Annotated in this window: 25 protein-coding genes; 15 read left to right on the forward strand and 10 right to left on the reverse strand. The window is 63.1% G+C overall.

The features are described from left to right. Positions 1–93: 93 nt before the first annotated feature. Together RTCK_RS01990 and RTCK_RS01995 are read left to right on the forward strand one after the other, a co-directional pair. Entirely contained in the window at positions 94–402 is a 309-nt protein-coding gene (locus RTCK_RS01990) for an ArsR/SmtB family transcription factor (RefSeq protein WP_142522827.1), read from the forward strand. 40 nt (positions 403–442) lie between these two features. Further along, complete coding sequence (locus tag RTCK_RS01995) at positions 443–1564, forward strand: alkene reductase (protein WP_142520127.1); 1122 nt, start codon at positions 443–445, stop codon at positions 1562–1564. 106 nt (positions 1565–1670) lie between these two features. On the opposite strand, the gene RTCK_RS02000 is transcribed toward RTCK_RS01995, so the two are convergent. Then, a complete protein-coding gene (locus RTCK_RS02000) occupies positions 1671–1940 on the reverse strand; it encodes a DUF2188 domain-containing protein (RefSeq protein WP_142520126.1) in 270 nt (89 codons plus the stop codon). Between the two features lie 202 nt (positions 1941–2142). Here RTCK_RS02000 and RTCK_RS02005 point away from each other — a divergent pair, with 202 nt between their 5' ends. After that, positions 2143–3270 (forward strand): calcium:proton antiporter, encoded by a 1128-nt coding sequence (locus RTCK_RS02005; protein ID WP_235988479.1) that lies wholly within the window; start codon positions 2143–2145, stop codon positions 3268–3270. Positions 3271–3410: 140 nt separating this feature from the next. Beyond that, positions 3411–4673: a PQQ-dependent sugar dehydrogenase gene (locus RTCK_RS02010; RefSeq protein ID WP_142591194.1), complete on the forward strand. Its 1263-nt coding sequence runs from the start codon at positions 3411–3413 to the stop codon at positions 4671–4673. 27 nt (positions 4674–4700) lie between these two features. Here the strand turns inward: RTCK_RS02010 and RTCK_RS02015 are convergent, their stop codons facing one another. From RTCK_RS02015 to RTCK_RS02025, 3 genes are all read right to left on the reverse strand, one after another. Then, positions 4701–5087, reverse strand: coding sequence for a type II toxin-antitoxin system VapC family toxin (locus RTCK_RS02015; protein ID WP_142520123.1), 387 nt, complete (start codon positions 5085–5087; stop codon positions 4701–4703). After that, a complete protein-coding gene (locus RTCK_RS02020; RefSeq protein WP_142520122.1) occupies positions 5084–5356 on the reverse strand; it encodes a type II toxin-antitoxin system Phd/YefM family antitoxin in 273 nt (90 codons plus the stop codon). The genes RTCK_RS02015 and RTCK_RS02020 overlap by 4 nt, the downstream gene beginning before the upstream one ends. Positions 5357–5442: 86 nt before the next feature. After that, the gene (locus RTCK_RS02025; protein WP_142520121.1) at positions 5443–6645 is read right to left on the reverse strand and encodes a pyridoxal phosphate-dependent aminotransferase; all 1203 of its coding nucleotides are present in this window, start codon (positions 6643–6645) and stop codon (positions 5443–5445) included. Positions 6646–6854: 209 nt separating this feature from the next. On the opposite strand from RTCK_RS02025, the gene RTCK_RS02030 reads away from it, so the two are divergent. The 3 genes from RTCK_RS02030 (at position 6855) to RTCK_RS02040 (ending at position 8871) form a co-directional block, all read left to right on the forward strand. Further along, positions 6855–7190 (forward strand): hypothetical protein, encoded by a 336-nt coding sequence (locus tag RTCK_RS02030; protein WP_142520120.1) that lies wholly within the window; start codon positions 6855–6857, stop codon positions 7188–7190. Positions 7191–7316: 126 nt separating this feature from the next. Beyond that, a complete protein-coding gene (locus RTCK_RS02035) occupies positions 7317–8213 on the forward strand; it encodes a DMT family transporter (RefSeq protein ID WP_142591196.1) in 897 nt (298 codons plus the stop codon). A 442-nt stretch (positions 8214–8655) separates the two neighbouring features. Then, positions 8656–8871, forward strand: a complete 216-nt coding sequence (locus tag RTCK_RS02040) for a cold-shock protein (RefSeq protein WP_046633016.1) — start codon at positions 8656–8658, stop codon at positions 8869–8871. 15 nt (positions 8872–8886) lie between these two features. Here RTCK_RS02040 and RTCK_RS02045 read toward each other — a convergent pair whose 3' ends face one another. Next, the gene (locus RTCK_RS02045) at positions 8887–9579 is read right to left on the reverse strand and encodes an MBL fold metallo-hydrolase (protein ID WP_142591198.1); all 693 of its coding nucleotides are present in this window, start codon (positions 9577–9579) and stop codon (positions 8887–8889) included. A gap of 84 nt (positions 9580–9663) precedes the next feature. Beyond that, a complete protein-coding gene (locus RTCK_RS02050; protein WP_142520117.1) occupies positions 9664–9852 on the reverse strand; it encodes a hypothetical protein in 189 nt (62 codons plus the stop codon). A gap of 298 nt (positions 9853–10150) precedes the next feature. Between RTCK_RS02050 and RTCK_RS02055 the strand changes: the two genes are divergently transcribed. Genes RTCK_RS02055 through RTCK_RS02065 form a run of 3 tightly spaced genes read left to right on the forward strand, consistent with a single transcriptional unit; the run spans position 10151 to position 12728 of the window. Continuing rightward, positions 10151–10618 carry a MarR family winged helix-turn-helix transcriptional regulator gene (locus RTCK_RS02055; protein WP_142591448.1) on the forward strand — a complete coding sequence of 156 codons (468 nt, stop codon included), beginning with the start codon at positions 10151–10153 and terminating at the stop codon, positions 10616–10618. After that, positions 10618–11313 carry a response regulator gene (locus tag RTCK_RS02060; protein ID WP_142520116.1) on the forward strand — a complete coding sequence of 232 codons (696 nt, stop codon included), beginning with the start codon at positions 10618–10620 and terminating at the stop codon, positions 11311–11313. Before RTCK_RS02055 ends, RTCK_RS02060 begins: the two co-directional genes overlap by 1 nt. A gap of 38 nt (positions 11314–11351) precedes the next feature. Next, positions 11352–12728: an ATP-binding protein gene (locus RTCK_RS02065; protein ID WP_142591200.1), complete on the forward strand. Its 1377-nt coding sequence runs from the start codon at positions 11352–11354 to the stop codon at positions 12726–12728. Between the two features lie 18 nt (positions 12729–12746). On the opposite strand, the gene RTCK_RS02070 is transcribed toward RTCK_RS02065, so the two are convergent. The 4 genes from RTCK_RS02070 to RTCK_RS02085 all read right to left on the reverse strand — a co-directional run bounded on the left by RTCK_RS02070 (position 12747) and on the right by RTCK_RS02085 (position 15064). Continuing rightward, entirely contained in the window at positions 12747–13088 is a 342-nt protein-coding gene (locus tag RTCK_RS02070) for a tRNA-binding protein (protein ID WP_142520114.1), read from the reverse strand. Positions 13089–13095: 7 nt separating this feature from the next. Next, on the reverse strand, positions 13096–13917 hold the full coding sequence (gene proC / locus RTCK_RS02075) for a pyrroline-5-carboxylate reductase (RefSeq protein ID WP_142520113.1): 822 nt from the start codon (positions 13915–13917) through the stop codon (positions 13096–13098). Next, positions 13914–14414 (reverse strand): type III secretion system chaperone family protein, encoded by a 501-nt coding sequence (locus RTCK_RS02080; protein WP_142520112.1) that lies wholly within the window; start codon positions 14412–14414, stop codon positions 13914–13916. Before RTCK_RS02080 ends, proC begins: the two co-directional genes overlap by 4 nt. A 392-nt stretch (positions 14415–14806) precedes the next feature. Then, positions 14807–15064 carry an accessory factor UbiK family protein gene (locus RTCK_RS02085; RefSeq protein ID WP_142520111.1) on the reverse strand — a complete coding sequence of 86 codons (258 nt, stop codon included), beginning with the start codon at positions 15062–15064 and terminating at the stop codon, positions 14807–14809. 199 nt (positions 15065–15263) lie between these two features. Between RTCK_RS02085 and lgt the strand changes: the two genes are divergently transcribed. The 5 genes from lgt to RTCK_RS02110 all read left to right on the forward strand — a co-directional run bounded on the left by lgt (position 15264) and on the right by RTCK_RS02110 (position 20075). Beyond that, a complete protein-coding gene (lgt, locus tag RTCK_RS02090) occupies positions 15264–16079 on the forward strand; it encodes a prolipoprotein diacylglyceryl transferase (protein WP_142591450.1) in 816 nt (271 codons plus the stop codon). Positions 16080–16094: 15 nt separating this feature from the next. Further along, positions 16095–17192, forward strand: a complete 1098-nt coding sequence (locus RTCK_RS02095; protein ID WP_142591203.1) for a class I SAM-dependent methyltransferase — start codon at positions 16095–16097, stop codon at positions 17190–17192. A gap of 124 nt (positions 17193–17316) precedes the next feature. After that, positions 17317–18111 (forward strand): peptidoglycan editing factor PgeF, encoded by a 795-nt coding sequence (pgeF, locus tag RTCK_RS02100; RefSeq protein ID WP_142591205.1) that lies wholly within the window; start codon positions 17317–17319, stop codon positions 18109–18111. Position 18112: 1 nt separating this feature from the next. After that, complete coding sequence (locus tag RTCK_RS02105; protein ID WP_142591207.1) at positions 18113–19264, forward strand: M24 family metallopeptidase; 1152 nt, start codon at positions 18113–18115, stop codon at positions 19262–19264. Between the two features lie 79 nt (positions 19265–19343). Beyond that, positions 19344–20075, forward strand: coding sequence for a hypothetical protein (locus RTCK_RS02110; RefSeq protein ID WP_142591209.1), 732 nt, complete (start codon positions 19344–19346; stop codon positions 20073–20075). The last annotated feature ends 86 nt before the right edge of the window (positions 20076–20161 follow it).

Consider the following 20161-nt stretch of genomic DNA (forward strand, 5'->3'; position numbering starts at 1 on the left):
CACACCTAAGGGCCAGGAGCGATCCGCGGCCCTTCTTTTTTGCCTAGGTCTTTAAATCGCCTTTTCACGATCCATATATCGTCCATGGTCGATATGAACCCCTGCCCCGTGAAGGTCGAAATCCTCAAGGCACTGGCCCACCCGGCACGTCTGGAATTTCTGGAGTGGATGCGGGAGCCCCATCGGCATTTCGCCTCGCAGGTCCATCCTCTTGAGATGGGTGTTTGCGCCCAGCAGTTCGAACGGCGCTGCGGCCTCTCCCAATCGACCGTTTCGGCCCACCTCGCCGCATTGGAACGAGCGGGACTGGTCGTGATCGAGCGCGTCGGGCAGTGGTCCTTCTATCGCCGCAACGAAACCGCCATCCAGGGCTTTCTCGCCGAGCTCGCCAGGACGCTCTGATTACCTCGCATCATCCTCCCAGGACAATAAGGACATTGCAATGACCAGTCTCTTCGACCCCATCAAGATCGGCGACATTGAGCTTCAGAACCGTGTGGCGATGGCACCACTGACGCGCAACCGGTCACCAAAGGCCGTTCCAAACGACCTCAATGTTACCTATTACGAGCAGCGCGCGAGCGCCGGCCTGATCATCACCGAAGGGACGCCCGTCACCCAGCAGGGCCAGGGCTATGCGGATGTTCCCGGCCTTTACCTGCCGGAGGCGGTCGAAGGATGGAAGAAGGTGACGGCCGCAGTACAGGCGAAAGGCGGCAAGATCGTCACTCAGCTCTGGCATGTCGGGCGTGTGTCGCACGTCTCTCTGCAGCCGGACGGACAGGCGCCGGTCGCTCCGTCCGCTATTCCTGCCGGAGGCAAGACCTACATCGTCAACGACGACGGCACAGGCGCTTTTGTCGAAACCTCGGCACCCCGCGCACTTGAAGCCTCCGAAATTCCCGGCATCGTCGAGGACTTCCGCAAAGCAGCCCGCGCAGCGATGGATGCCGGCTTCGACGGCGTCGAGATCCATGGCGCGAACGGCTACCTCATCGACCAGTTCCTGAAGACCGGCGCCAACCAGCGCACCGACGAATACGGCGGGTTGATCGAGAACCGTGCCCGGTTCCTGCTTCAGGTCGTGGACGCCGTTGCCGGAGAGATCGGCGCAGGGCGGACCGGCCTTCGCCTGTCGCCGACCACGCCCGCCAACGGCATTTCGGACAGGGACCCGCAGCCGCTCTTCAGCTACGTGGCTGAGCAACTGGCCAAGCGCGAACTATCCTTCATCCACGTCATCGAAGGCGCGACCGGCGGAGACCGTGGCTTCCAGTACGATGGGACCACGTTCAACTATGACGCCTTCCGTGATACGTATCGCAGGGCAGGCGGCAGGGCCGGCTGGATGGTCAACAACGGCTATGACCGTGAAGCGGCCATGGAGGCCGTTGCAAGCGGGCGCGCCGATCTGGTTTCGTTCGGCCGCCTCTTCATCGCCAATCCCGACCTTGTCGAGCGGCTGAAGGCTGGGACCGTTCTCAACGACCCGGACCGCAATACCTTCTACGGCGGCGGCGCGAAGGGCTATACCGACTATCCGTCGCTCGACGCGGCAGCCTGACGGATGCCGGGGCGCCTTCGGGCGCCCCTCCCCGCCGAACCTCCCCTATCCGGCCTCCGCCGCTCGGGGCCGGCGGCCCCGCTCGCTCGTCGACGGAAGTTGAGCGTCACGCCTGGTTCTGTTCGACCTCGTCATCGCCGTCGACCACCTCGGCTTCGGGCCGGTCGCCACCGTCACTATATTCGGTGTGCCAGACTCCCTTTTCGTCCTGCCAACTGATCTCTTCCGGCTCTCCGCCCACCTGCTGTTCAGCCGCGACGATGCGCGCCGCCTGCAAGGCGTCGGAATGTGTCGGAAAGGTCTCTGAATAGACATCGCCAAGACGATAGGCCCATCCGCCGTCATGCTGGACGACCTTATAGACAACCTTGGTCATGCTCCCTCCTGTCCTTTCTCCTTTTCCCATCGCGCCGGGCACCCCGCGGCGCGTCGGTCATGAGAAAGCGCAGTCGGCGCCGCAAGGTTCCAAGCCACCTGCGGAATATGACAGCAAAAGCCAATCCCGCAAACGAGACCGCCGCACCGCTTGATGGACAGCCACATCGCCATAGATACCCCGGCGAAGCAAGGAGCAGCACGTGGCACTGCCGTCCATTCTGAAGCAGGAGAAACTTCTTCCCATTGCCGCCGTCGCTGCGGTTCTTGCCTACTTTTCCGAGAATCCCCTCATGGAAGGCGGCAAGACCGTCTCCCTGCTTGCTGCGGCCGCACTCATCGCCGTTATCATCCTGGCCTCCACGCGGGTGGCGCATCATGCCGAGGTGCTGGCACGAAAGGTTGGCGACCCCTACGGCACGATGATCCTCACCCTGTCGGCCGTCGCGGTGGAAGTGCTGATCCTGGCGATCATGATGCGAACCTCCACGTCGCCGACGCTGGTGCGCGACACGATCTATGCGGCGGTCATGCTCGACATCAACGGCATCCTCGGGCTGGCCGCCCTGCTCGGCGGACTGCGGCACGGCGAGCAGGCCTATAACGACGATTCCAGCCGCACCTACAGCGTGATGATCCTGACAGCCATGGGCATCTCCATGGTCGTTCCTGAATTCGTGCCGCGCGACCGCTGGCACATCTATTCGGCCTTCACGATCGGTGCGATGATCGCTCTCTACGCCCTCTTCCTGCGCATGCAGGTGGGCACCCACAGCTATTTCTTCAGCTACAGCTATCCCACCGCCCGCCGACGCACGCCGCCCGGCGAACCGCCCGTGGCAGAGGAACCCGATCATGAACACGCCGCGGAAGAAGAATCCGCTACTGCTTCAATCGCAATCATCCTCGTCGGCGTGGTCATCATCGGCGTGCTGGCCGAATTCATGTCGGCTCTCCTGAGTACGGGCCTGGAAGGAAGCGGGGCACCTCCCGCCCTGATGGCGGTCGTCGTTGCGACAATTTCCGCCGCGCCGGAGATCCTGACCGCCCTGCGGGCGGCGCTTCGCAACAGGATGCAGGCGGTGGTCAACATCGCTCTCGGCGCCTCGCTTTCCACCGTCATCCTCACCGTGCCGGTGATGGAGGCGATCGCGCTCTATACGGGGCAGCCCTTCCTGATGGCAATGACCCCGGTGCAGACGGTGATGGTCGCGATCACGCTAATCGCCGCCGCGATCAATCTCAACGACGGCCAGACGAACGCCATCGAAGGCATGACCCACTTCGTCCTGTTCGCCACCTTCGTGATGCTGACAATTCTCGGATTGTGAACGATGCCTCCACGCTTTCCGAGATAACCAAATCTTGAAGAACACGTGTAGGGCAAGCCGCAGCGCCCGACCTAGATCATTCGTCGCTGCGGTATCGCCAAGGTGGCCGCACCGCTGAAGGTGAAAAAGGGAGATTTTCGATGAACCGCCTGATCGTTCTGTTGTCCGGAACCATCCTTTCGGCCGCCCTGCTCGCGGTGCCCGTTCAGGCCCAGCAGGGCGTTCAACCGGCCACGGGCGCGGAAAACAGCAACGCCGGCGAACCGGTCGAGACCGAACCGGCCAATGCGCCGGATCAGGAGCCGGCCTTCGGCGGCCAGACCCGCGCGCCGCAACCGGCCGAAATGCCGGAAGTCCAGACGGAGGTCGTGGCGGACGGATTGCCCCACCTCTGGGCCATGGAATTCCTGCCCGACGGCCGCATGCTGGTGACCGCCAAGGAGGGCGCCATGCACATCGTTTCGCCAGACGGCGACGCCGGGCCAGAGATCGAAGGCGTTCCCGAGGTTCTGTCCGGTGGACAAGGCGGCCTTCTCGATGTCGCCCTCGCCCCCGACTTTCAATCCTCCGGCATGATCTTCTTCTCCTTTTCCGAGGAACGCGAAGACGGCAACGGAACATCCGTCGCCTCCGGCAAACTTGTCATGGACGGGCAAGGCGGCGGGAAGCTGGAGAACGTCGAGGTCATCTTCCGGCAGATGCCGAGCTATGATGGCAACAAGCACTTCGGTTCGAGGCTGGTCTTCGGCCCGAACGGCGAGCTCTACGTCACCGTCGGCGAGCGGTCCGACCCGGAGCCGCGGGTTCAGGCACAGGATCTCTCCAGCGGTCTCGGCAAGATCTTCCGTATCGACGCGAAGGGCGAGCCGCTGCCGGACAATCCGTTCGTCGGCCAGGACGGCGCACTGCCGGAGATCTGGAGCCTCGGCCATCGCAATCTCCAGTCAGCGACACTGGATGCTCAAGGCCGCCTCTGGACCGTCGAGCACGGACCGAGGGGTGGCGACGAGTTGAACCGGCCGGAAGCCGGCAAGAACTACGGCTGGCCCGAGGTCACCTACGGTGTCGAATACAGCGGCGATCCCGTCGGCGAAGGCATCACGCAGCGGGCGGAGACCGAGCAGCCGGTCTATTACTGGGATCCTGTCATCGCCCCTTCCGGCATGGCCTACTACGATGGCGACGCCATTCCGGAATGGAAGGGCGCCTTCCTCGTCGGCGGCCTCGTCTCCCAAGGCCTCGTCGTGCTGCACATGGAGAACGATCGGGTGAAGTTTGAGGAACGCGTGCCGCTCGAAGCCCGCATCCGCGACGTGAAGGTCGGCCCTGACGGCGCCGTCTACGCGGTGACCGAACAGCGCGGCGGTGGCGGGTCAACGATCCTCAAGCTGACGAAGGGGTGACGTGCCGAAACGGCACGTTTCCTGGCTCTAGAAACGGAAAGCCAAGCGATGGTCGGCGAGAAGGCGGTCCACCGTCACGAGCAGAAGACCTTCCGCTTGGCACTGCCCCAGGAGCAGACGATCGAATGGATCGCGCGTCCCTGGTTCGGGTTCAACAGCCTTGATGACGTGGGGAACGCCGATCGGCATGATGGTAAGGCCGGAGGCCTGCAATACCGAGGGCATATCGTCCAGCGCCATGCCAGGATCGAGTTTGCCAAGCCGCCACTTGATCGCGATCTCCCATAAGCTGGCTACGCTGACGAAACCATCAATGTCGGCCTCGTCAAAGAATTGGGAAAACCGAGGAAAGCGGGAAGGAAAATCCTTCCGAAGGAAGGCCAGCACGAAGTGAGTGTCAAGGAGAAGCCTCATCTCGCCGGCAGAGGTTGAATCAGGAAATCCTCCGGGAGCGGATCATCGAAATCATCAGCGATATAGGAAACCGGATCGCTGATGCCTTTGGTTCGCAGATAAGCCTGTCCCGCCTCGAAATCGATGCGCCGCTTGGGCTTATCCTGATGCGGCACCAGGTCGAATACGGGTTTCCCATCCCGCGTTACAGTCACGGTTTCGCCCTGCGCTACATCTTGCGCGAGTTCGTCCAGGCGAGCCTGAGCTTCACGAAGGGACACCGTCTTCATAGACGGGAATGTAATTCCACTCCCGCACCTCGTCAACGAAGGCAGGAGCAAGAGGCCCGCCAACTCCTTGGGGGCCTCTGTCGCTATCAGCGGCAGGCGGCGCAGAAGCGCTGGATGCGCTTGCAGGCTTCCTCGAGCTGCTCCTCCGACGTTGCATAGGAAATGCGGAAGTTCGGGCCGAGGCCGAACGCGGAGCCGTGCACCACGGCCACGCCTTCCGACTCCAGCAGTTCGGAAACGAAATCCTCGTCCGTCTCGATGACCTTGCCCGAAGGTGCGGTTTTGCCGATCAGGCCTTCGCAGGACGGATAGACGTAGAAGGCGCCCTCCGGCGTCGGGCATTTGAGACCCTTGGCCTGGTTGAGCATCGACACCACGAGGTCGCGGCGGCCTTCGAAGATCTTCTTGTTCTTCGCCACGAAATCCTGCGGCCCCTTCAACGCCTCGACCGCCGCCCACTGCGCGATCGATGATGCACCCGAGGTCTGCTGTCCCTGGATCATATCCATGGCCTTGATGAGTTCGATGGGGCCTGCGGCATAGCCGATACGCCAGCCGGTCATCGCGTAGGCCTTGGAGACACCGTTCATCGTCAGCGTGCGGTCGTAGAGTTTCGGCTCCACCTCGACGGGCGTCACGAACTTGAAGTCGCCGAAAGTCAGGTGCTCGTACATATCGTCGGTCAATATCCAGACATGCGGATGCTTCAGCAGCACGTCGGTCAGTGCCTTCAGTTCGTCCTGGCCATAGGCGGCACCGGTCGGGTTCGACGGCGAGTTGAAGATGAACCACTTGGTCTTCGGCGTGATGACGCTTTCCAGTTCCTCCGCCGTCAGCTTGAAATTGTTCTGCTGCTTCGTCTCGACGAAGACCGGCGTGCCGCCGCACAGCGCCACCATTTCAGGATAGGAAACCCAGTAGGGAGCGGGAATGATCACTTCATCGCCCGCATTGAGGGTCGCCATGAAGGCGTTGAACAGGATCTGCTTGCCGCCCGTGCCGACGATCGTCTGCTCCGGCTTGTAGTCCAGCCCGTTCTCGCGCTTGAACTTCTCCGCGATCGCCTTGCGCAGCTCGGGAATGCCCGACACCGGCGTGTACTTCGTCTCGCCGCGGTTGATCGCGTCGATGGCTGCCTTCTTGACGTTGTCCGGCGTATCGAAATCCGGCTCGCCGGCGCCGAGACCGATGACGTCGCGTCCCTTGGCCTTGAGCTCACGAGCTTTCTGGGAAACGGCGATGGTGGCGGAAGGCTTTACGCGGGAAAGGGCGTCGGCAAGAAAGGCCATTATCGTGGTCCTGAGGGTCGGTTGAACAAGGCGGAGCCGCGCGCCGGAACCGCCGAAAGCTGTATGTCGAATGTAGGTCAGGGTTTCAAGCCGAAACCGACAAGGTATGGGACTGACGCCAGGACGGATAGGTGGAGGACAGCAAGCACGGTGGCGGCACGGCTGCCTAAAATCCGCCCTTCTTGCATTGCCTCCTGCTGTCATCAGTGATGCGCCGGAGACGGGCACTGTTCATCGACGAGAGAAAGCGGCCCGGAAAGTTCGACCTGTTGCGCTCGCCGTTCGTGATCGCGCTCGGTGCGCTCGGTGCCTGCATCACGATGATGACGGCGCTGGTCGAGGACCCGGCACTGGCGGGCGCGGCGGTGGTCAGCTTCCCGACGGCGCCGACCCTTCATGCGGCGAACCTCCTTTCGGACGATCGCCTGGCCTTCCTCGTTCTGCTCGGCGGTTTCATTGTGATGGCGGGAGGGTGCTTCGTGCTGTCGAGGCGCAGTCTGCGGGATGTGCTGAGGGCCGAAAGCCAGCGGACCAAACCTCGGTAAAACCCGACCCTGGAGGCGGCCGCCGCTTGATGAGCCTCGGCGCGGCTGATACGGCATCGTCTCCACGCCAACCGCAGCCGCTGCCGGTTTCCCTCACCTCTTTCAAGGTCTTCCCCAAGGTTTTCCATGACGCGCATCCAGGCGAATCTCGTTCTTCTGCTAGCAGCCGCGATCTGGGGTGGCGGCTTCGTGGCGCAATCGACGGCAATGGACGACATCGGGCCGTTCTGGTTCGTCGGGCTGCGCTTCGCGATCGCCGCGATCGCCGTCATGCCGTTCGCCTGGCTGGAAGCGCGCAGGGCGGAGGTCCGCCTGACCCGCCGGGACTGGCTGTCCTTCGCGGCGGTGGGGCTTGCGCTGTTCGCAGGCGCCATAACCCAGCAGATCGGGCTCTTGACCACGACCGTTACCAACTCCAGTTTCCTGACAGGTCTCTACGTCGTCTTCGTCCCGCTCATCACCGTGGTGGCCCTGCGGCGGTATCCGCACTGGATCATCTGGCCGGCTTCGGGAATGTCGCTTCTCGGCATCTTCCTGATGAGCGGCGGGCAACTGGCGAACCTGACGCCGGGCGACCTCCTCACCATCGTCTGCGCGTTCTTCTGGGGCATCCAGATCATCCTCGCTGGCCTCTTCGTTACTTCCACCGGCCGGCCGTTGGCCTTGTCCGTCACCCAGTTCGCCGTCTGCTCCCTGATCTGCCTGGCAATCGCGCCCATGACGGAAACGATAAGCTTCGACATCGTCCGCGCATCCTACCGTGAGATCCTCTATGTAGGCCTGGTCTCCTCGGGGCTCGCCTTCGTGCTGCAGGTGATCGGCCAGCGTTACACGACCGCACCGCAGGCCGCGATCTTCCTGTCCAGCGAGGCGCTTTTCGGCAGCCTCCTCGGAGCCCTCCTGCTCGGAGACGTGCTGCCGCCGGTGGGCTATGTCGGCTGCGCCATCATATTTGCCGCGATGCTGATGGTGGAAGTCGTACCCGAACTCACGCGGCGAAAGTCCCGTCTTCCGGCCGCCTGACAGGATGCGACATTTATTTTTCCCGCAACGCCGGAAATGATCTTCCAGCGAGGATAATTCCGAACAACGATCGGCAGCGGGAAAAATAATGCTGGATATCTACTGAAATTCCACTTTGGTTCCTGCCTTTGATCTTGACCTGGGAAGGAGCCGGCCGCCGCCCGGAGGGCGACTCAAAACTTTTTCTTGCCAATTCCCGATAAACACAGCAATCTGTGAATGTTCGGGCAATTTTCGAGCATGGGAAGACCTATAATAATGCGCTCCGAAGGCGTCAAAACTTCGGGCGGAGTTCTGGGGGGGACGGTCATGAATCTAATCCATCCAGATACCGCGGTAACGACAGGGACCCTTTCTTAAAGCTGCCTGCCGCCCACCCTACGGGGTGTTACTGTGATGCTGTCCGCCGCTGAACACGGACAGATAGAAAAGGACCTGATGCATGGCCGAAACTGGCACTGTAAAATTCTTCAACACCGACAAAGGCTTCGGCTTCATTAAGCCAGACAATGGTGGCGCCGATATCTTTGTTCACATCTCCGCCGTACAGGCTTCCGGCCTGTCCGGGCTTTCAGAAAATCAGAAAGTAAGCTTCGACACGGAACCGGATCGTCGCGGCAAGGGGCCCAAGGCGGTCAACTTGCAGATTTCCGGTTAAGCCAAGGAAGGCTTTCTATTCGAGTTGAGGCCCGGCAGTCATGCCGGGTTTTTTTATGTCGTCCATCCCCTGCAGGAACGGATTGGTGCGCCGCTCGTCGCCAATGCGCCCGCCCGGCCCGTGGCCGCACAGGAAGCCGACATCGTCGCCGAGCGGCAGGACCTTTTCGCGGATGGAGCGCAGCAGCGTCGCATGATCGCCGCCCGGCAGATCGGTGCGTCCGATGGAGCCGTTGAAGAGAACATCGCCGAGATGCGCGAAACGCTGCTCCCGATCGAAGTAGATGACATGCCCGGGCGCATGGCCGGGGCAGTGGAACACCTCGAAAACATGCCCCTCGAAGGAAACGGTGCCACCGTCCTCCAGGAACCTGTCGGGCGTGACGTTGCGGACCGTCATGGGCACGCCGAACATCCGGGCCTGCGCCTCCAGCCCCTGAAGAAGCGGCATGTCGTCCCTGTGCGGGCCGATGACCGGGACGCCGAGGGCTTCCCTCAACTGGTCGGCACCGCCGGCATGGTCGATGTGGCCGTGGGTCAGCCAAATCTCACGGATGGCCAGGCCGTTCCGCTCGATCACATCGATGATCTGCTCGACGTCGCCGCCTGGATCGACCACGACGCCGACCTTGGTCTCCTCGTCGAAGAGTATCGTGCAGTTCTGCTGGAAGGGTGTCACCGGTACGATGCCGGCTTGCAATCTGCCCATGATCGACTCCAGGATTGTCGGGCGGATCTATAGCGGCTTCCGGCTGGCGGCGAAAGGATAATGGGAACGCGGGGCGCCTTTCCTCTAGTTCATCGTGGCCATGTAGCTTCCGTTGGCCGAAACGGGCGGCGCGAAGCTGACCGTGGCGAGCAGGAAGGCTGAGACGACCACCTTGGCGGTGAAGACGGTGACCAGCAGAGGCCGAAGCGAATGGGAAGGGCTGGTCTGAATCGATGGGGCTGTGGCTGCCGTGGATTGCGAAAGGGTGGTCATGTCTCTCTCCGATCATTTTGCTCGTGGCAACGACGCTCGCTCGTCAAAAGTTCCGCTCTTTCGCATGCATTCATGCCCGACCTCCGCACGAAGGCGCATCATGGGAAACATCAGGTGATCCCCTTCCCGCCGGAGCGGCCAACAATCCAGTTGATTGTTCCGGCCGTTCGCGCTTTATCGATCCAAGTACGAAGGAAGAAGAAGCGGCGTCTCTGGCAAGGTCGCGGAACGAGGGCGAAAGGACACGGGTGTGTCGCGATCACCGGCAGCGAAAGCAGTGAAGAAGAACCAGCCGTCCATGCCGCCGGTCGATGAAGCGCAGATCGATTTCGAGACCATCGAACTCCTGTTCTTCGCCTATCGCGACTTTGTTTCCGACCCGGACGCCATCCTCGCCGGGATCGGCATGGGGCGCGCGCATCATCGCGTCGTCTACTTCGTATCGCGCCGCCCGGGCATGATGGTCACAGACCTCCTCGACATCCTCCAGATCACCAAGCAGAGCCTCGCCCGGGTCCTCAGGCAACTGATCGAAATGGGCTATATCCGCCAGATGGCCGGCGCGAAGGACCGCCGGCAGCGACGTCTCTATCCGACGCTTGCCGGCCGCGAACTCGCCCTTGCCCTTTCCGAGCCACAGTCTCGTCGCATCACCCATGCGATGCGGTCCCTGTCTTCGGAGGGTCGCAGCGCCGTTCTGGAATTTCTGCGCGAGATGCGGGGGCGCGACCCGGATCTGCAGGTCATTGAAAGCGAGCTGGATTGATGGCGGTACTTCTTTCCGACGATGCCCCTCACCTTCTGGTGGTCGACGACGACACTCGCATCCGCGACCTGCTCAGCCGCTATCTTGCCGAGCAGGGCTTTCGCGTCACGGTGGCGGCCGACGCTGCTGAGGCGCGCCGAAAGCTGGACGGACTGCAATACGACCTGATCATCCTCGATGTGATGATGCCCGGAGAATCGGGGCTCTCCCTGACGGAATCCCTCTACCGCGACAAGAAGACGCCCGTCATCCTGCTGACCGCGAAGGCGGAGGCGGATTCGCGCATTGCCGGGCTGGAGGCCGGTGCCGACGACTACCTGTCCAAGCCGTTCGATCCGCGCGAGCTCGTGCTCAGGATCAACAACATCCTGCGCCGCAACGCGGTCCCGGATGCGCCCAAGATCGAGCAGGTGATGTTCGGGCCCTTCACCTTCTCCATCGTCCGCAAGGAACTGCGCAAGGCGGCGGAACACATCCGGCTGACGGACCGCGAACAGGAGATCATGATGCTGTTCGCATTGCGCGCGGGCGACACCATCCCCCGCCACGAACTGATCGGCGACGATGCCGAGGTCGGCGAGCGGACCATCGACGTCCAGATCAACCGGCTGCGGCGCAAGATCGAGGAAGACCCAGCCAATCCCGTATATCTTCAGACGGTCCGAGGCATCGGTTACCGGCTGAGCATCGACTGACGCCGGGCCGGCCGATGGGGAACAGAAGCAGCAAAGCGATGGCATGGTTCGATGCCTTGCGGCGAGGTGCCCGGCATCTTCAGGTTCCGGGATGGCGCAGGTTCAAGCGCCGCGCGAAGCGCCTCCTCCCGACCCGGCTCTACACCCGTTCCGTCCTGATCGTGATCATCCCGATGCTGCTGCTCCAGTCGGTGGTGGCAGCGGTCTTCATGGAGCGTCACTGGCGCATGGTGACCGAGCGGCTTTCGGAAGGCGTCACCCGCGATATCGCAGCCCTGATCGCTACAATCGAGATCTACCCGAACGATCCGGGCTATGCCAATATCTCGCGGATCGCCGACGAATTGAACCTGACGGTCGCGATCGAGGAAGGCGGCCAACTGCCTCCGCCGCGCCCCAAGCCCTTCTTCTCCATTCTTGACGGCATCCTTGCCGACCAGATCAGCGCCCAGATCCAGCGGCCGTTCTGGATCGATACCGTCGGCGACAGCCGCCTTGTCGAGATTCGCGTCAAGCTGGAGGACAAGGTCCTGCGCGTTTTCACTCGCCGCAACCAGACCTATGCCTCCAACACCCACATCTTCCTCGTCTGGATGGCGGGCACGGCCCTCGCGCTCATCGGCATTTCCATCCTCTTCCTTAGGGGGCAGATCCGCCCGATCCTGATGCTGGCCCAGGCGGCGGAAGCCTTCGGCAAGGGGCAGAAGATGCCCGAGTTCACGCCACGTGGTGCCGATGAGATCCGACTGGCGGGATCGGCATTCATCCTGATGCGGGAACGCATCGAGCGGCAGATCGAACAGCGTACCGCCATGCTCTCCGGCGTCAGCCATGACCTGCGCACCATCCTCACCCGCTTCAGGCTGCAACTGGCACTCGCGGGCGACAGGCCTGAACTCCAGGGCATGGCGCAGGATGTAGACGACATGCAGAAGATGCTGGAGGGCTACCTCGCCTTCGCCAAGGGAGACGCCGAGGAGGATGTCGGCAGCCTGCAGTTGAGCGAGCTCCTGGAGAAGATCAGGAGCGACTTTGCGCTCAAGGGCAAGCGGATGACCTATGAGGTAGAGGGCGAGGATGTCATTGCCGTGCGGCCCAATGCCTTCGGAAGGCTCGTCCACAATCTCGCCGCCAATAGCGAGCGCTATGCGGATACGCTGCATGTGGAGGCAAGGCATACGGCACGCTGGCTGACCCTCACCTTCGACGACAACGGACCCGGAATTCCGGAAGGGTCGCGCGAGGAGGTGTTCAAGCCGTTCTTCCGCCTGGACGAGGCCCGCAACATCGATACGTCCGGCACCGGACTGGGCCTCTCGATCGTGCGCGACATTGCGCATGCCCATGGAGGCAACGTCACCCTCTCCGACAGCCCCCGGGGGGGGCTGCGGGCGGTGGTCCGCGTTCCGGCCTGAAACGGGCCGGGATCTGGATCACATCAGCTTCTTGCCGTCCGGCACCGGCCGCTCGACGGCGGCAAGAACGATGGCACCTGCCTCGTCCTCGAAACCCAGCGTCAGCACTTCCGAGCGGAACGGCCCGATCTGGCGCGGAGGAAAATTGACCACCGCCAGAACCTGCCGTCCGACAAGGTCCTGCTCGGCATAGTGCACGGTGATCTGGGCCGACGATTTCTTTACGCCGATCTCCGGACCGAAATCGATCTTCAGCTTCCAGGCTGGCTTGCGGGCTTCGGGAAAAGGCGAGACCTCGACGATCGTACCGGCGCGGATGTCGACCTTCTCGAAGTCGCCATAGGAGATTTCGTTCGTCATCAACGCCTCAGCTTCCGAGTTCTTCCGCCCGCCGGCGAGCGGCGGCGATCGCCTCGTCGAACAAGGGCTGCATGCCGTCCTCCGCCATCAGCACGGCCAGCGCTGCAGCCGTCGTGCCGCCGGGTGACGTGACGTTCTGGCGAAGACGCGAGGCAGGCTCGGGGGACCGGTTCAGCAGTTCGCCGGCCCCCGAGACAGTTTCCCGTGCGAGACGCATGGCGAGGTCCGCCGGCAGGCCCAGTTTTCGGCCTGCCTCCGCCATGCACTCGACGAGATAGAAGACATAGGCGGGTCCGCTGCCGGAAACGGCCGTCACCGCATCGATATCCCGTTCGCCCGCAACCCACTCCACGGGGCCGCTGACGGCTAGAAGCGCCTGCACCTGCGCCCGCTGGGCCTCGCTGACCTTGGGATTGGCATAGGCGCCGGTCACACCCCGGCCGATCATGGCCGGCGTATTGGGCATCGCCCGCACCATTCCCGCCTCGCCCAGATGGGCTTCGATGGACGCCAGCGTCTTTCCCGCAGCGACTGAGACGACCACCGTATCCGCTGACATCACCCCTTTGAGCGGCGGCAGAACCGCGTCCATGACCTGTGGCTTCACCGCGATGAAAATGATCTCCGGCTGAAGACCGGCGGGAGGAGTGACCGCATGCCGGGCGCCGGCTTGGCTGATCCTGTCGGCTATCTCCGGTGACGGAGACGGGTCGATCACGGTTATCACTTGTCCCGGTACGCCGCTGTTCAGCCATCCGGTCAGCATGGCGCCGCCCATGTTTCCGGCGCCGACCAGCACCAGCGACCGGAATGGAGGCAGTGACGTCATGCTTCCCCCACGGTCTCGAACAGAACCGCTTCCATGGCGCTCTTGGCGTCCATTCCCGACCAGACCACGAACTGGAAGGCCTGGAAATAACTCTCGCAGGCGTCGAGGGCGCTGGAGAGAAGCACCTCCACCTGCTGGCTCGTGGGCTCGGCGCCGCCCGCCAGGAGCAGCGACTGACGGAAGATGACGACGTCTTCCTGCCGCCACAGGTCGAAATGCCCCATGAGCACCTGACCGTTGACATGCGACAGCAGCCGGATGACCTCGTTCACCCGTGCGTCGGGAATCCTGATGTCGAAGGCGCAGGCAAGATGCAGCGCCTCGAACTCCTCCATCCAGGAAAAGGAGACATGGTAGTCTGCCCAGCGCCCCTCCACCGTCATGGCGATCTCGTCTTCGCCGGAGCGCTCGAATGTCCAGTCGTTGGATGCCGCGACGACTTCGATCATGTCGACGGGGTTTGACTGACGACCGAATTCAAATTCCATAAGGCTCATGCCGCACCTTTTCGACCGGAATGAATCTGACGTTCGTGAAGGACGCGAGACGCAAAACACATCACCGGAAAACAACACCTCAGATGATCGTCCGACCTTGGCAGGATACTGCCGCGAGTCTGCCCGGAGCTTACCGGGCCGTTTCGAATCATCATTTAAAATCAGTGTATAGTTGGAGAGTCCGGCTGCCAGCCCCTCGCCATGATTTTGAAGTGGAGAGTGTGTCGGAACAGTTCCCGCGCGGCTTCAGCCGGGAGTCATAAGCGACTCTGGAGATTGTCTTTTTTGAGCCTGTCCACAGGCCGGAAATTTATTCGAAATTAACCACATGCGATACCCCGGGAAACTCCCGGGGCCAAGATCCTGCCGATGGCACCGGACGCCTGCGCGCCTCAGCCCTGTGCTGCAAGCTTCGCTTCGAGCGCCTCGATGCGCGCCTTCAGCGCATCGTTCTCGTCACGGGCCCGCGCCGCCATTTCGCGGACCGCCTCGAACTCCTCCCGCTTCACGACATCCATGTTGTTGAGGAACCGCTCCGCCTGAGACTGGAATGCCGTCTCGACCTCCCGCCGCAGCCCCTGGGCCGCGCCCGCCGCATCGGTCATCAGCTTGGCAAAATCATCGAGGATACGGTTCGTGCCGTTGGACATGGTCTTGTGCTCCCATCATTGCGGCCGAAGCCGTATTCGTCGCTGTAAATGAAGTAGGGTCTGGCGCCTTGCGATGCAAGCGTCACATCCTGCCGGGGAAATTCGCCTTGACCGCCGATTTGGGTGTCGCCATGTTCCCGCCCTGTCGCATATTAGGGAAGGCCCTTCCTTGACTGAAATCTTGAAGACGTTCGCCCTCATGCCGTTCCCGCAGATCGATCCGGTCGCATTCTCCCTCGGCCCCATCGCCGTGCACTGGTACGGCCTGGCCTATGTCGCCGGAATCCTGTGCGGATGGCTTTACGCACGACGGTTGGCGGCCAACGATTCGCTGTGGCCCCATGAACGGTCGCCGATAACGGCCGCGCACCTGGACGACTTCCTGGTCTGGGTGGCCGTCGGCATCGTCCTCGGCGGACGTCTGGGCTACGTCCTCTTCTACGATCTGGCGGCGGTCTCGGAGAATCCGGTTCGGGCGCTCGAGATCTGGAACGGCGGCATGTCCTTCCACGGCGGCTTCCTCGGCGCCACATTGGCGATGGTCTTCTTCTCCCGCCGCAACGGCATCCCTGTCCTGAGCATGTTCGACATCGTCTCCGCGGTCGTCCCGTTCGGTCTGTTCTTCGGGCGCATCGCCAACTTCATCAACGGCGAACTCTGGGGCCGGTTGAGCGACGTGCCCTGGGCCGTCGTCTTCCCGACGGGCGGCCCCTTCTCACGCCATCCGAGCCAGCTTTACGAGGCCGCACTGGAGGGAATCCTTCTGCTTCTCGTCCTGGCGGCGCTCGTCTTCGGGATGAAGGCCTTCAAACGTCCCGGCTTCGTCTCCGGCGCCTTCGTCTGCGGCTATGGCCTGTCGCGGATTTTCGTGGAATTCTTCCGGGAGCCCGACGCGCAACTCGGCTACTTGGCGTTTGGTTGGCTCACCATGGGCATGCTGCTGTCGCTGCCGATGGTCGTTCTGGGTCTCTGGCTGATGCTGCGGACCCGCCTCAGAGCTGCCGCGGATGCCTGAAGGAAAAGGTGCACCATGAGCACGCCGCTCGCCGGGAAGATCAAGGCGCTGATCCGCGCAACCGGGCCTCTCAGCGTGGCCGACTACTTCGCAATGTGCCTGTCGGATCCTGAACAGGGCTACTATCGGACCCGCGAGCCCTTCGGGACGGCAGGCGACTTCATCACCGCGCCGGAAATCAGCCAGCTGTTCGGCGAGATGATCGGCATCTTCATGGTTCATGCCTGGCAGCAGCACGGCGTCCCCGGAAATATCCGGCTGGTCGAGATCGGCCCCGGCCGCGGAACGATGATGGCGGACATGCTGCGCGTCATCCGGCGGATCGCCCCTCCGCTCTTCGACGGCATGACCGTGCACCTGGTGGAAACCAGCGAGCGGCTTCGCGGCGTGCAGCGGGTGACGCTCGAAGCCTATTCCACGAAGATCAACTGGCACGATCGCCTGGAGGATGTGCCGGAAGGACCCGTTCTCATCGCCGCCAACGAGCTGTTCGACGCCATTCCGATCCGCCAGTTCGTCAAGACGCAGGGCGGCTTCCGCGAGCGTCTCGTCGGCCTCGACGGCGATGACGAGCTGACATTCACGGCCGGCATCGCTGGTCTCGATCCAGCCGTCCTCCCCTCTCCCGCCACGCCCGTGCCCGACGGCAGCATCTTCGAGTTCGCGCCGGCGCGCCAGGCGATGATGGCGATTCTCTGCGACCGCCTGAAGGCCGCGGGCGGCACGGCCCTCGTCATCGATTACGGTCACATGGTCACCGGCTTCGGCGACACGCTCCAGGCCCTCCACCATCACCAGTTCGATCCGCCCCTCGCACACCCCGGTGAAGCGGATTTGACGAGCCATGTGGACTTCGAGGATCTGGCACGGGTCGCGCTGGATGCCGGCGTCCACCTCAATGGCGGACTTAGGCAGGGGGATTTCCTGCGCGGGCTAGGGCTTGCCGAGCGTGCCGCAGCGCTTGCGAACGGCAAGGAGCCGGCGGACCAAAAACTCATCGCCGCGGCGGCGGATCGCCTTGCCGGCGAGGGAGCCGGCAAGATGGGAGAGCTCTTCAAGGTCATGGCGGTCTCCCATCCCGCCCTGGACCTTGCACCCTTCCGGACGCGGTGATCTGCTCGGCGATTGACACGCAGGGCATGCTTGCGCAACATCCGCGCGAAACGAAGCAGCAGCATCACAGCCTGCGCCGCCGCCCGATGGCTCGCCCCTCCAGCCCCGAAAGATATGCTCGCCGATGAAGGACCAGTCCTCGCCGACTCCCCTCCAAAGCCCCCTGCTGAAGCAGCATGGCGGCTCGCGCATCCGGCATGGCTACTTCACCCGGCAGGGCGGGGTCTCGAACGGAATATATGCAGGGCTGAATGTCGGTGTCGGCTCGAATGACGAGGCGGAGAAGGTCCAGGAGAACCGCTCGCGTGTCGCCGCCTGGTTCGGCCAGCCGGTGGAACGGCTGGCAACCGTCCACCAGGTGCACTCGCCGGACGTCGTCGTGGTCGACGGCACCCATTCCGGCGAGCGGCCGAAGGCGGATGCTCTCGTTACCGCAACCCCGGGCATCGTCCTTGGAGTCCTGACGGCCGACTGCGGCCCGATCCTGTTCTGCGACGGCATCAACGGTATCGTGGGAGCCGCCCATGCGGGCTGGAAAGGCGCACTGGGAGGCGTCCTGGAAAACACCGTCGAAGCGATGGTCAGCCTGGGAGCGGACAGGGACGCCATCGTCGCCTGCCTCGGCCCCTCCATCGGCCCGAGGAGCTATGAAGTGGGACCGGAATTCATCGAGCGTTTCCTGGCCTTCGATGCGTCCTACGACCAGTTCTTCTCGCCCTCGGAAAGAGACGGCCACGCCTATTTCGACCTGCAGTCGCTGACGCTCCGGCGGCTGACGGCTGCGGGCATCCGCGCCACCCACCTGGACCTTGATACCTATCCGGATGAGGAAATGTTCTTTTCCTATCGCCGCACCACCCATCGGGGGGAGCCGGACTATGGGCGGCAGATTTCGGCAATCGCGATCACGGAGAACTGAGATGGCTCTGCATTTCGAACGGGACGAATACGCCGGCCGCCTCGAACGCCTTCTGGAGAAGATGCGGGAAGAGAAGCTGGACGCGCTCCTGCTGTTCGCACAGGAGAGCATGTACTGGCTGACCGGCTATGACACCTTCGGCTACTGCTTCTTCCAGACGCTCGTCGTGAAGGCGGACGGCACCATGGCGCTCCTGACCCGCTCCGCGGACCTCCGCCAGGCCCGCCATACGTCGATCATCGAGAATGTCGTGGTCTGGGTGGATCGCCTCAACGCCGACCCCACTCTCGACCTCAAGAACCTGCTGAGCGACATGGACCTGCTCGGCGCCCGCATCGGGGTCGAATACGATACGCACGGCATGACGGGACGAATCGCCCGCCTGCTCGACAACCAGTTGGCATCCTTCGCACAGATCATCGACGCCTCCTACCTCGTCAGCGGCCTGCGTCTCGTGAAGAGCGCGGCCGAGGTCGCCCATGCGAAGCGGGCGGCGGAACTGGCCGACGATGCGCTGGATGCCGCCCTGCCGCTGATCAAGGCCGGCGGGAGCGAGGCCGATATCCTGGCTGCCATGCAGGGTGCGGTCTTCAGCGGCGGCGGCGACTATCCGGCAAACGAATTCATCATCGGGTCGGGCGCCGACGCCCTGCTCTGCCGTTACAAGGCGGGCCGCAGGACCCTCGACGGAAACGACCAGCTCACCCTCGAATGGGCCGGCGCCAGTGCCCATTATCATGCGGCCATGATGCGCACCGTCGTGATCGGCGAGCCCAGCGCACGGCACCGCGAACTCTACAAGGCATGCGTGGAGGCCATTACCGCCATCGAGGATGTCCTGCGTCCCGGCAACACCTTCGGCGACGTCTTCGATACCCATGCACGGATCCTCGACGAGCGCGGCCTCACCCGGCATCGCCTGAATGCCTGCGGCTATTCGCTCGGCGCCCGCTTCTCTCCGTCATGGATGGAGCATCAGATGTTCCATGTCGGCAACCCACAGGAAATCCTGCCAAACATGACGCTGTTCACCCACATGATCATCATGGATTCCGACGCGGGAACGGCCATGACGCTCGGCCATACCTACCTCACCACCGACGGTGCGCCGCTGGCGCTGTCCCGCCACCCGTTGGACCTGATCCAGAGGTAGCCCTTCCACAGGGTGGATTTGACACCCGCGACTCTCGCCCCCTAAGTTTGCGTCGGCGGACTGAGGAACGGAGGCAGGCATGCGGATATCTGGAACGGCAGCATTGCTCGCCGTATCTGCAGCACTCCTTTCAGCCTGCAACACCACCGACGCGCTGACACCGCCGGCCGACGTCGGCGGCGGGCTTCGTGCCTCAAGCCCGGTGACGCAGGACGAGGCGGACCGGCTCGCACGCTCGGCGGAGCCGCAGACCTATCCCGTCTATCCTCAACAACAGGCGGATCGACAAAGAGCGCCGCAGAACACGCTGGAGGCGCAGGCTCAGGCGCTGCAGTCCGGCAACGCTCCCGCTTCCCCTTCGCCCGCCTCGCAAGCGGCGCAGGCGCCGCCATCTCTGAGCACGGCCTCCCCCTCTCAGCCTTCGTCCTCCGGCGAAGCCGCTGCGCAAGGCACGATCCGCTTCCTTCCCATCATCGGGGCGCCGGTCCAGGCTGTCACTCCCCTCTCCCGCAGGCTCGGCTCCCAGGCGCGCGTAAGCGGCCTCTCCATCCGCGCGTCGGGAGACAACAGCACCGACCATATCCTCAAGGGCTACTTCTCCGCTTTCTCCGACGGCGATGCCGTGACCGTGGTCTATGTCTGGGACATTCTGGATAACACCGGTTCCCGCCTCCATCGCCTGCAGGGACAGGAGCGCCTGCCGGGTGCCCGTGGCGACCCCTGGGCGTCCGTGCCCGCCGCCACGATGGAGACCATCGCGACCAAGACGATCAACGAGTATGTCGCCTGGAAGAACGCTCGCGCAGGCTGATGCGCGTCACCGATCGTTCATAAAAAAACGGGACGCGGGATCAATCGCTCTTGCATTCGCCTTGTGCGACGGTAAAAGGCGCCCAT

Origin of the sequence: Pseudorhizobium endolithicum, from assembly GCF_902153245.2 — a bacterium.
GTDB classification, from domain to species: Bacteria; Pseudomonadota; Alphaproteobacteria; order Rhizobiales; family Rhizobiaceae; genus Neorhizobium; species Neorhizobium endolithicum.

Excerpts from the sequence above, each read along its gene's own strand:
- RTCK_RS01990 (WP_142522827.1), top strand. The coding sequence starts at position 94 with ATGAACCCCTGCCCCGTGAAGGTCGAAATCCTCAAGGCACTGGCCCAC.
- RTCK_RS01995 (WP_142520127.1), top strand. The coding sequence starts at position 443 with ATGACCAGTCTCTTCGACCCCATCAAGATCGGCGACATTGAGCTTCAG.
- RTCK_RS02000 (WP_142520126.1), bottom strand. The coding sequence starts at position 1,940 with ATGACCAAGGTTGTCTATAAGGTCGTCCAGCATGACGGCGGATGGGCC.
- RTCK_RS02010 (WP_142591194.1), top strand. The coding sequence starts at position 3,411 with ATGAACCGCCTGATCGTTCTGTTGTCCGGAACCATCCTTTCGGCCGCC.
- RTCK_RS02015 (WP_142520123.1), bottom strand. The coding sequence starts at position 5,087 with ATGAGGCTTCTCCTTGACACTCACTTCGTGCTGGCCTTCCTTCGGAAG.
- RTCK_RS02020 (WP_142520122.1), bottom strand. The coding sequence starts at position 5,356 with ATGAAGACGGTGTCCCTTCGTGAAGCTCAGGCTCGCCTGGACGAACTC.
- RTCK_RS02025 (WP_142520121.1), bottom strand. The coding sequence starts at position 6,645 with ATGGCCTTTCTTGCCGACGCCCTTTCCCGCGTAAAGCCTTCCGCCACC.
- RTCK_RS02030 (WP_142520120.1), top strand. The coding sequence starts at position 6,855 with ATGCGCCGGAGACGGGCACTGTTCATCGACGAGAGAAAGCGGCCCGGA.
- RTCK_RS02035 (WP_142591196.1), top strand. The coding sequence starts at position 7,317 with ATGACGCGCATCCAGGCGAATCTCGTTCTTCTGCTAGCAGCCGCGATC.
- RTCK_RS02040 (WP_046633016.1), top strand. The coding sequence starts at position 8,656 with ATGGCCGAAACTGGCACTGTAAAATTCTTCAACACCGACAAAGGCTTC.
- RTCK_RS02045 (WP_142591198.1), bottom strand. The coding sequence starts at position 9,579 with ATGGGCAGATTGCAAGCCGGCATCGTACCGGTGACACCCTTCCAGCAG.
- RTCK_RS02050 (WP_142520117.1), bottom strand. The coding sequence starts at position 9,852 with ATGACCACCCTTTCGCAATCCACGGCAGCCACAGCCCCATCGATTCAG.
- RTCK_RS02055 (WP_142591448.1), top strand. The coding sequence starts at position 10,151 with ATGCCGCCGGTCGATGAAGCGCAGATCGATTTCGAGACCATCGAACTC.
- RTCK_RS02060 (WP_142520116.1), top strand. The coding sequence starts at position 10,618 with ATGGCGGTACTTCTTTCCGACGATGCCCCTCACCTTCTGGTGGTCGAC.
- RTCK_RS02065 (WP_142591200.1), top strand. The coding sequence starts at position 11,352 with ATGGCATGGTTCGATGCCTTGCGGCGAGGTGCCCGGCATCTTCAGGTT.
- RTCK_RS02070 (WP_142520114.1), bottom strand. The coding sequence starts at position 13,088 with ATGACGAACGAAATCTCCTATGGCGACTTCGAGAAGGTCGACATCCGC.
- proC (WP_142520113.1), bottom strand. The coding sequence starts at position 13,917 with ATGACGTCACTGCCTCCATTCCGGTCGCTGGTGCTGGTCGGCGCCGGA.
- RTCK_RS02080 (WP_142520112.1), bottom strand. The coding sequence starts at position 14,414 with ATGAGCCTTATGGAATTTGAATTCGGTCGTCAGTCAAACCCCGTCGAC.
- RTCK_RS02085 (WP_142520111.1), bottom strand. The coding sequence starts at position 15,064 with ATGTCCAACGGCACGAACCGTATCCTCGATGATTTTGCCAAGCTGATG.
- lgt (WP_142591450.1), top strand. The coding sequence starts at position 15,264 with ATGCCGTTCCCGCAGATCGATCCGGTCGCATTCTCCCTCGGCCCCATC.
- RTCK_RS02095 (WP_142591203.1), top strand. The coding sequence starts at position 16,095 with ATGAGCACGCCGCTCGCCGGGAAGATCAAGGCGCTGATCCGCGCAACC.
- pgeF (WP_142591205.1), top strand. The coding sequence starts at position 17,317 with ATGAAGGACCAGTCCTCGCCGACTCCCCTCCAAAGCCCCCTGCTGAAG.
- RTCK_RS02105 (WP_142591207.1), top strand. The coding sequence starts at position 18,113 with ATGGCTCTGCATTTCGAACGGGACGAATACGCCGGCCGCCTCGAACGC.
- RTCK_RS02110 (WP_142591209.1), top strand. The coding sequence starts at position 19,344 with ATGCGGATATCTGGAACGGCAGCATTGCTCGCCGTATCTGCAGCACTC.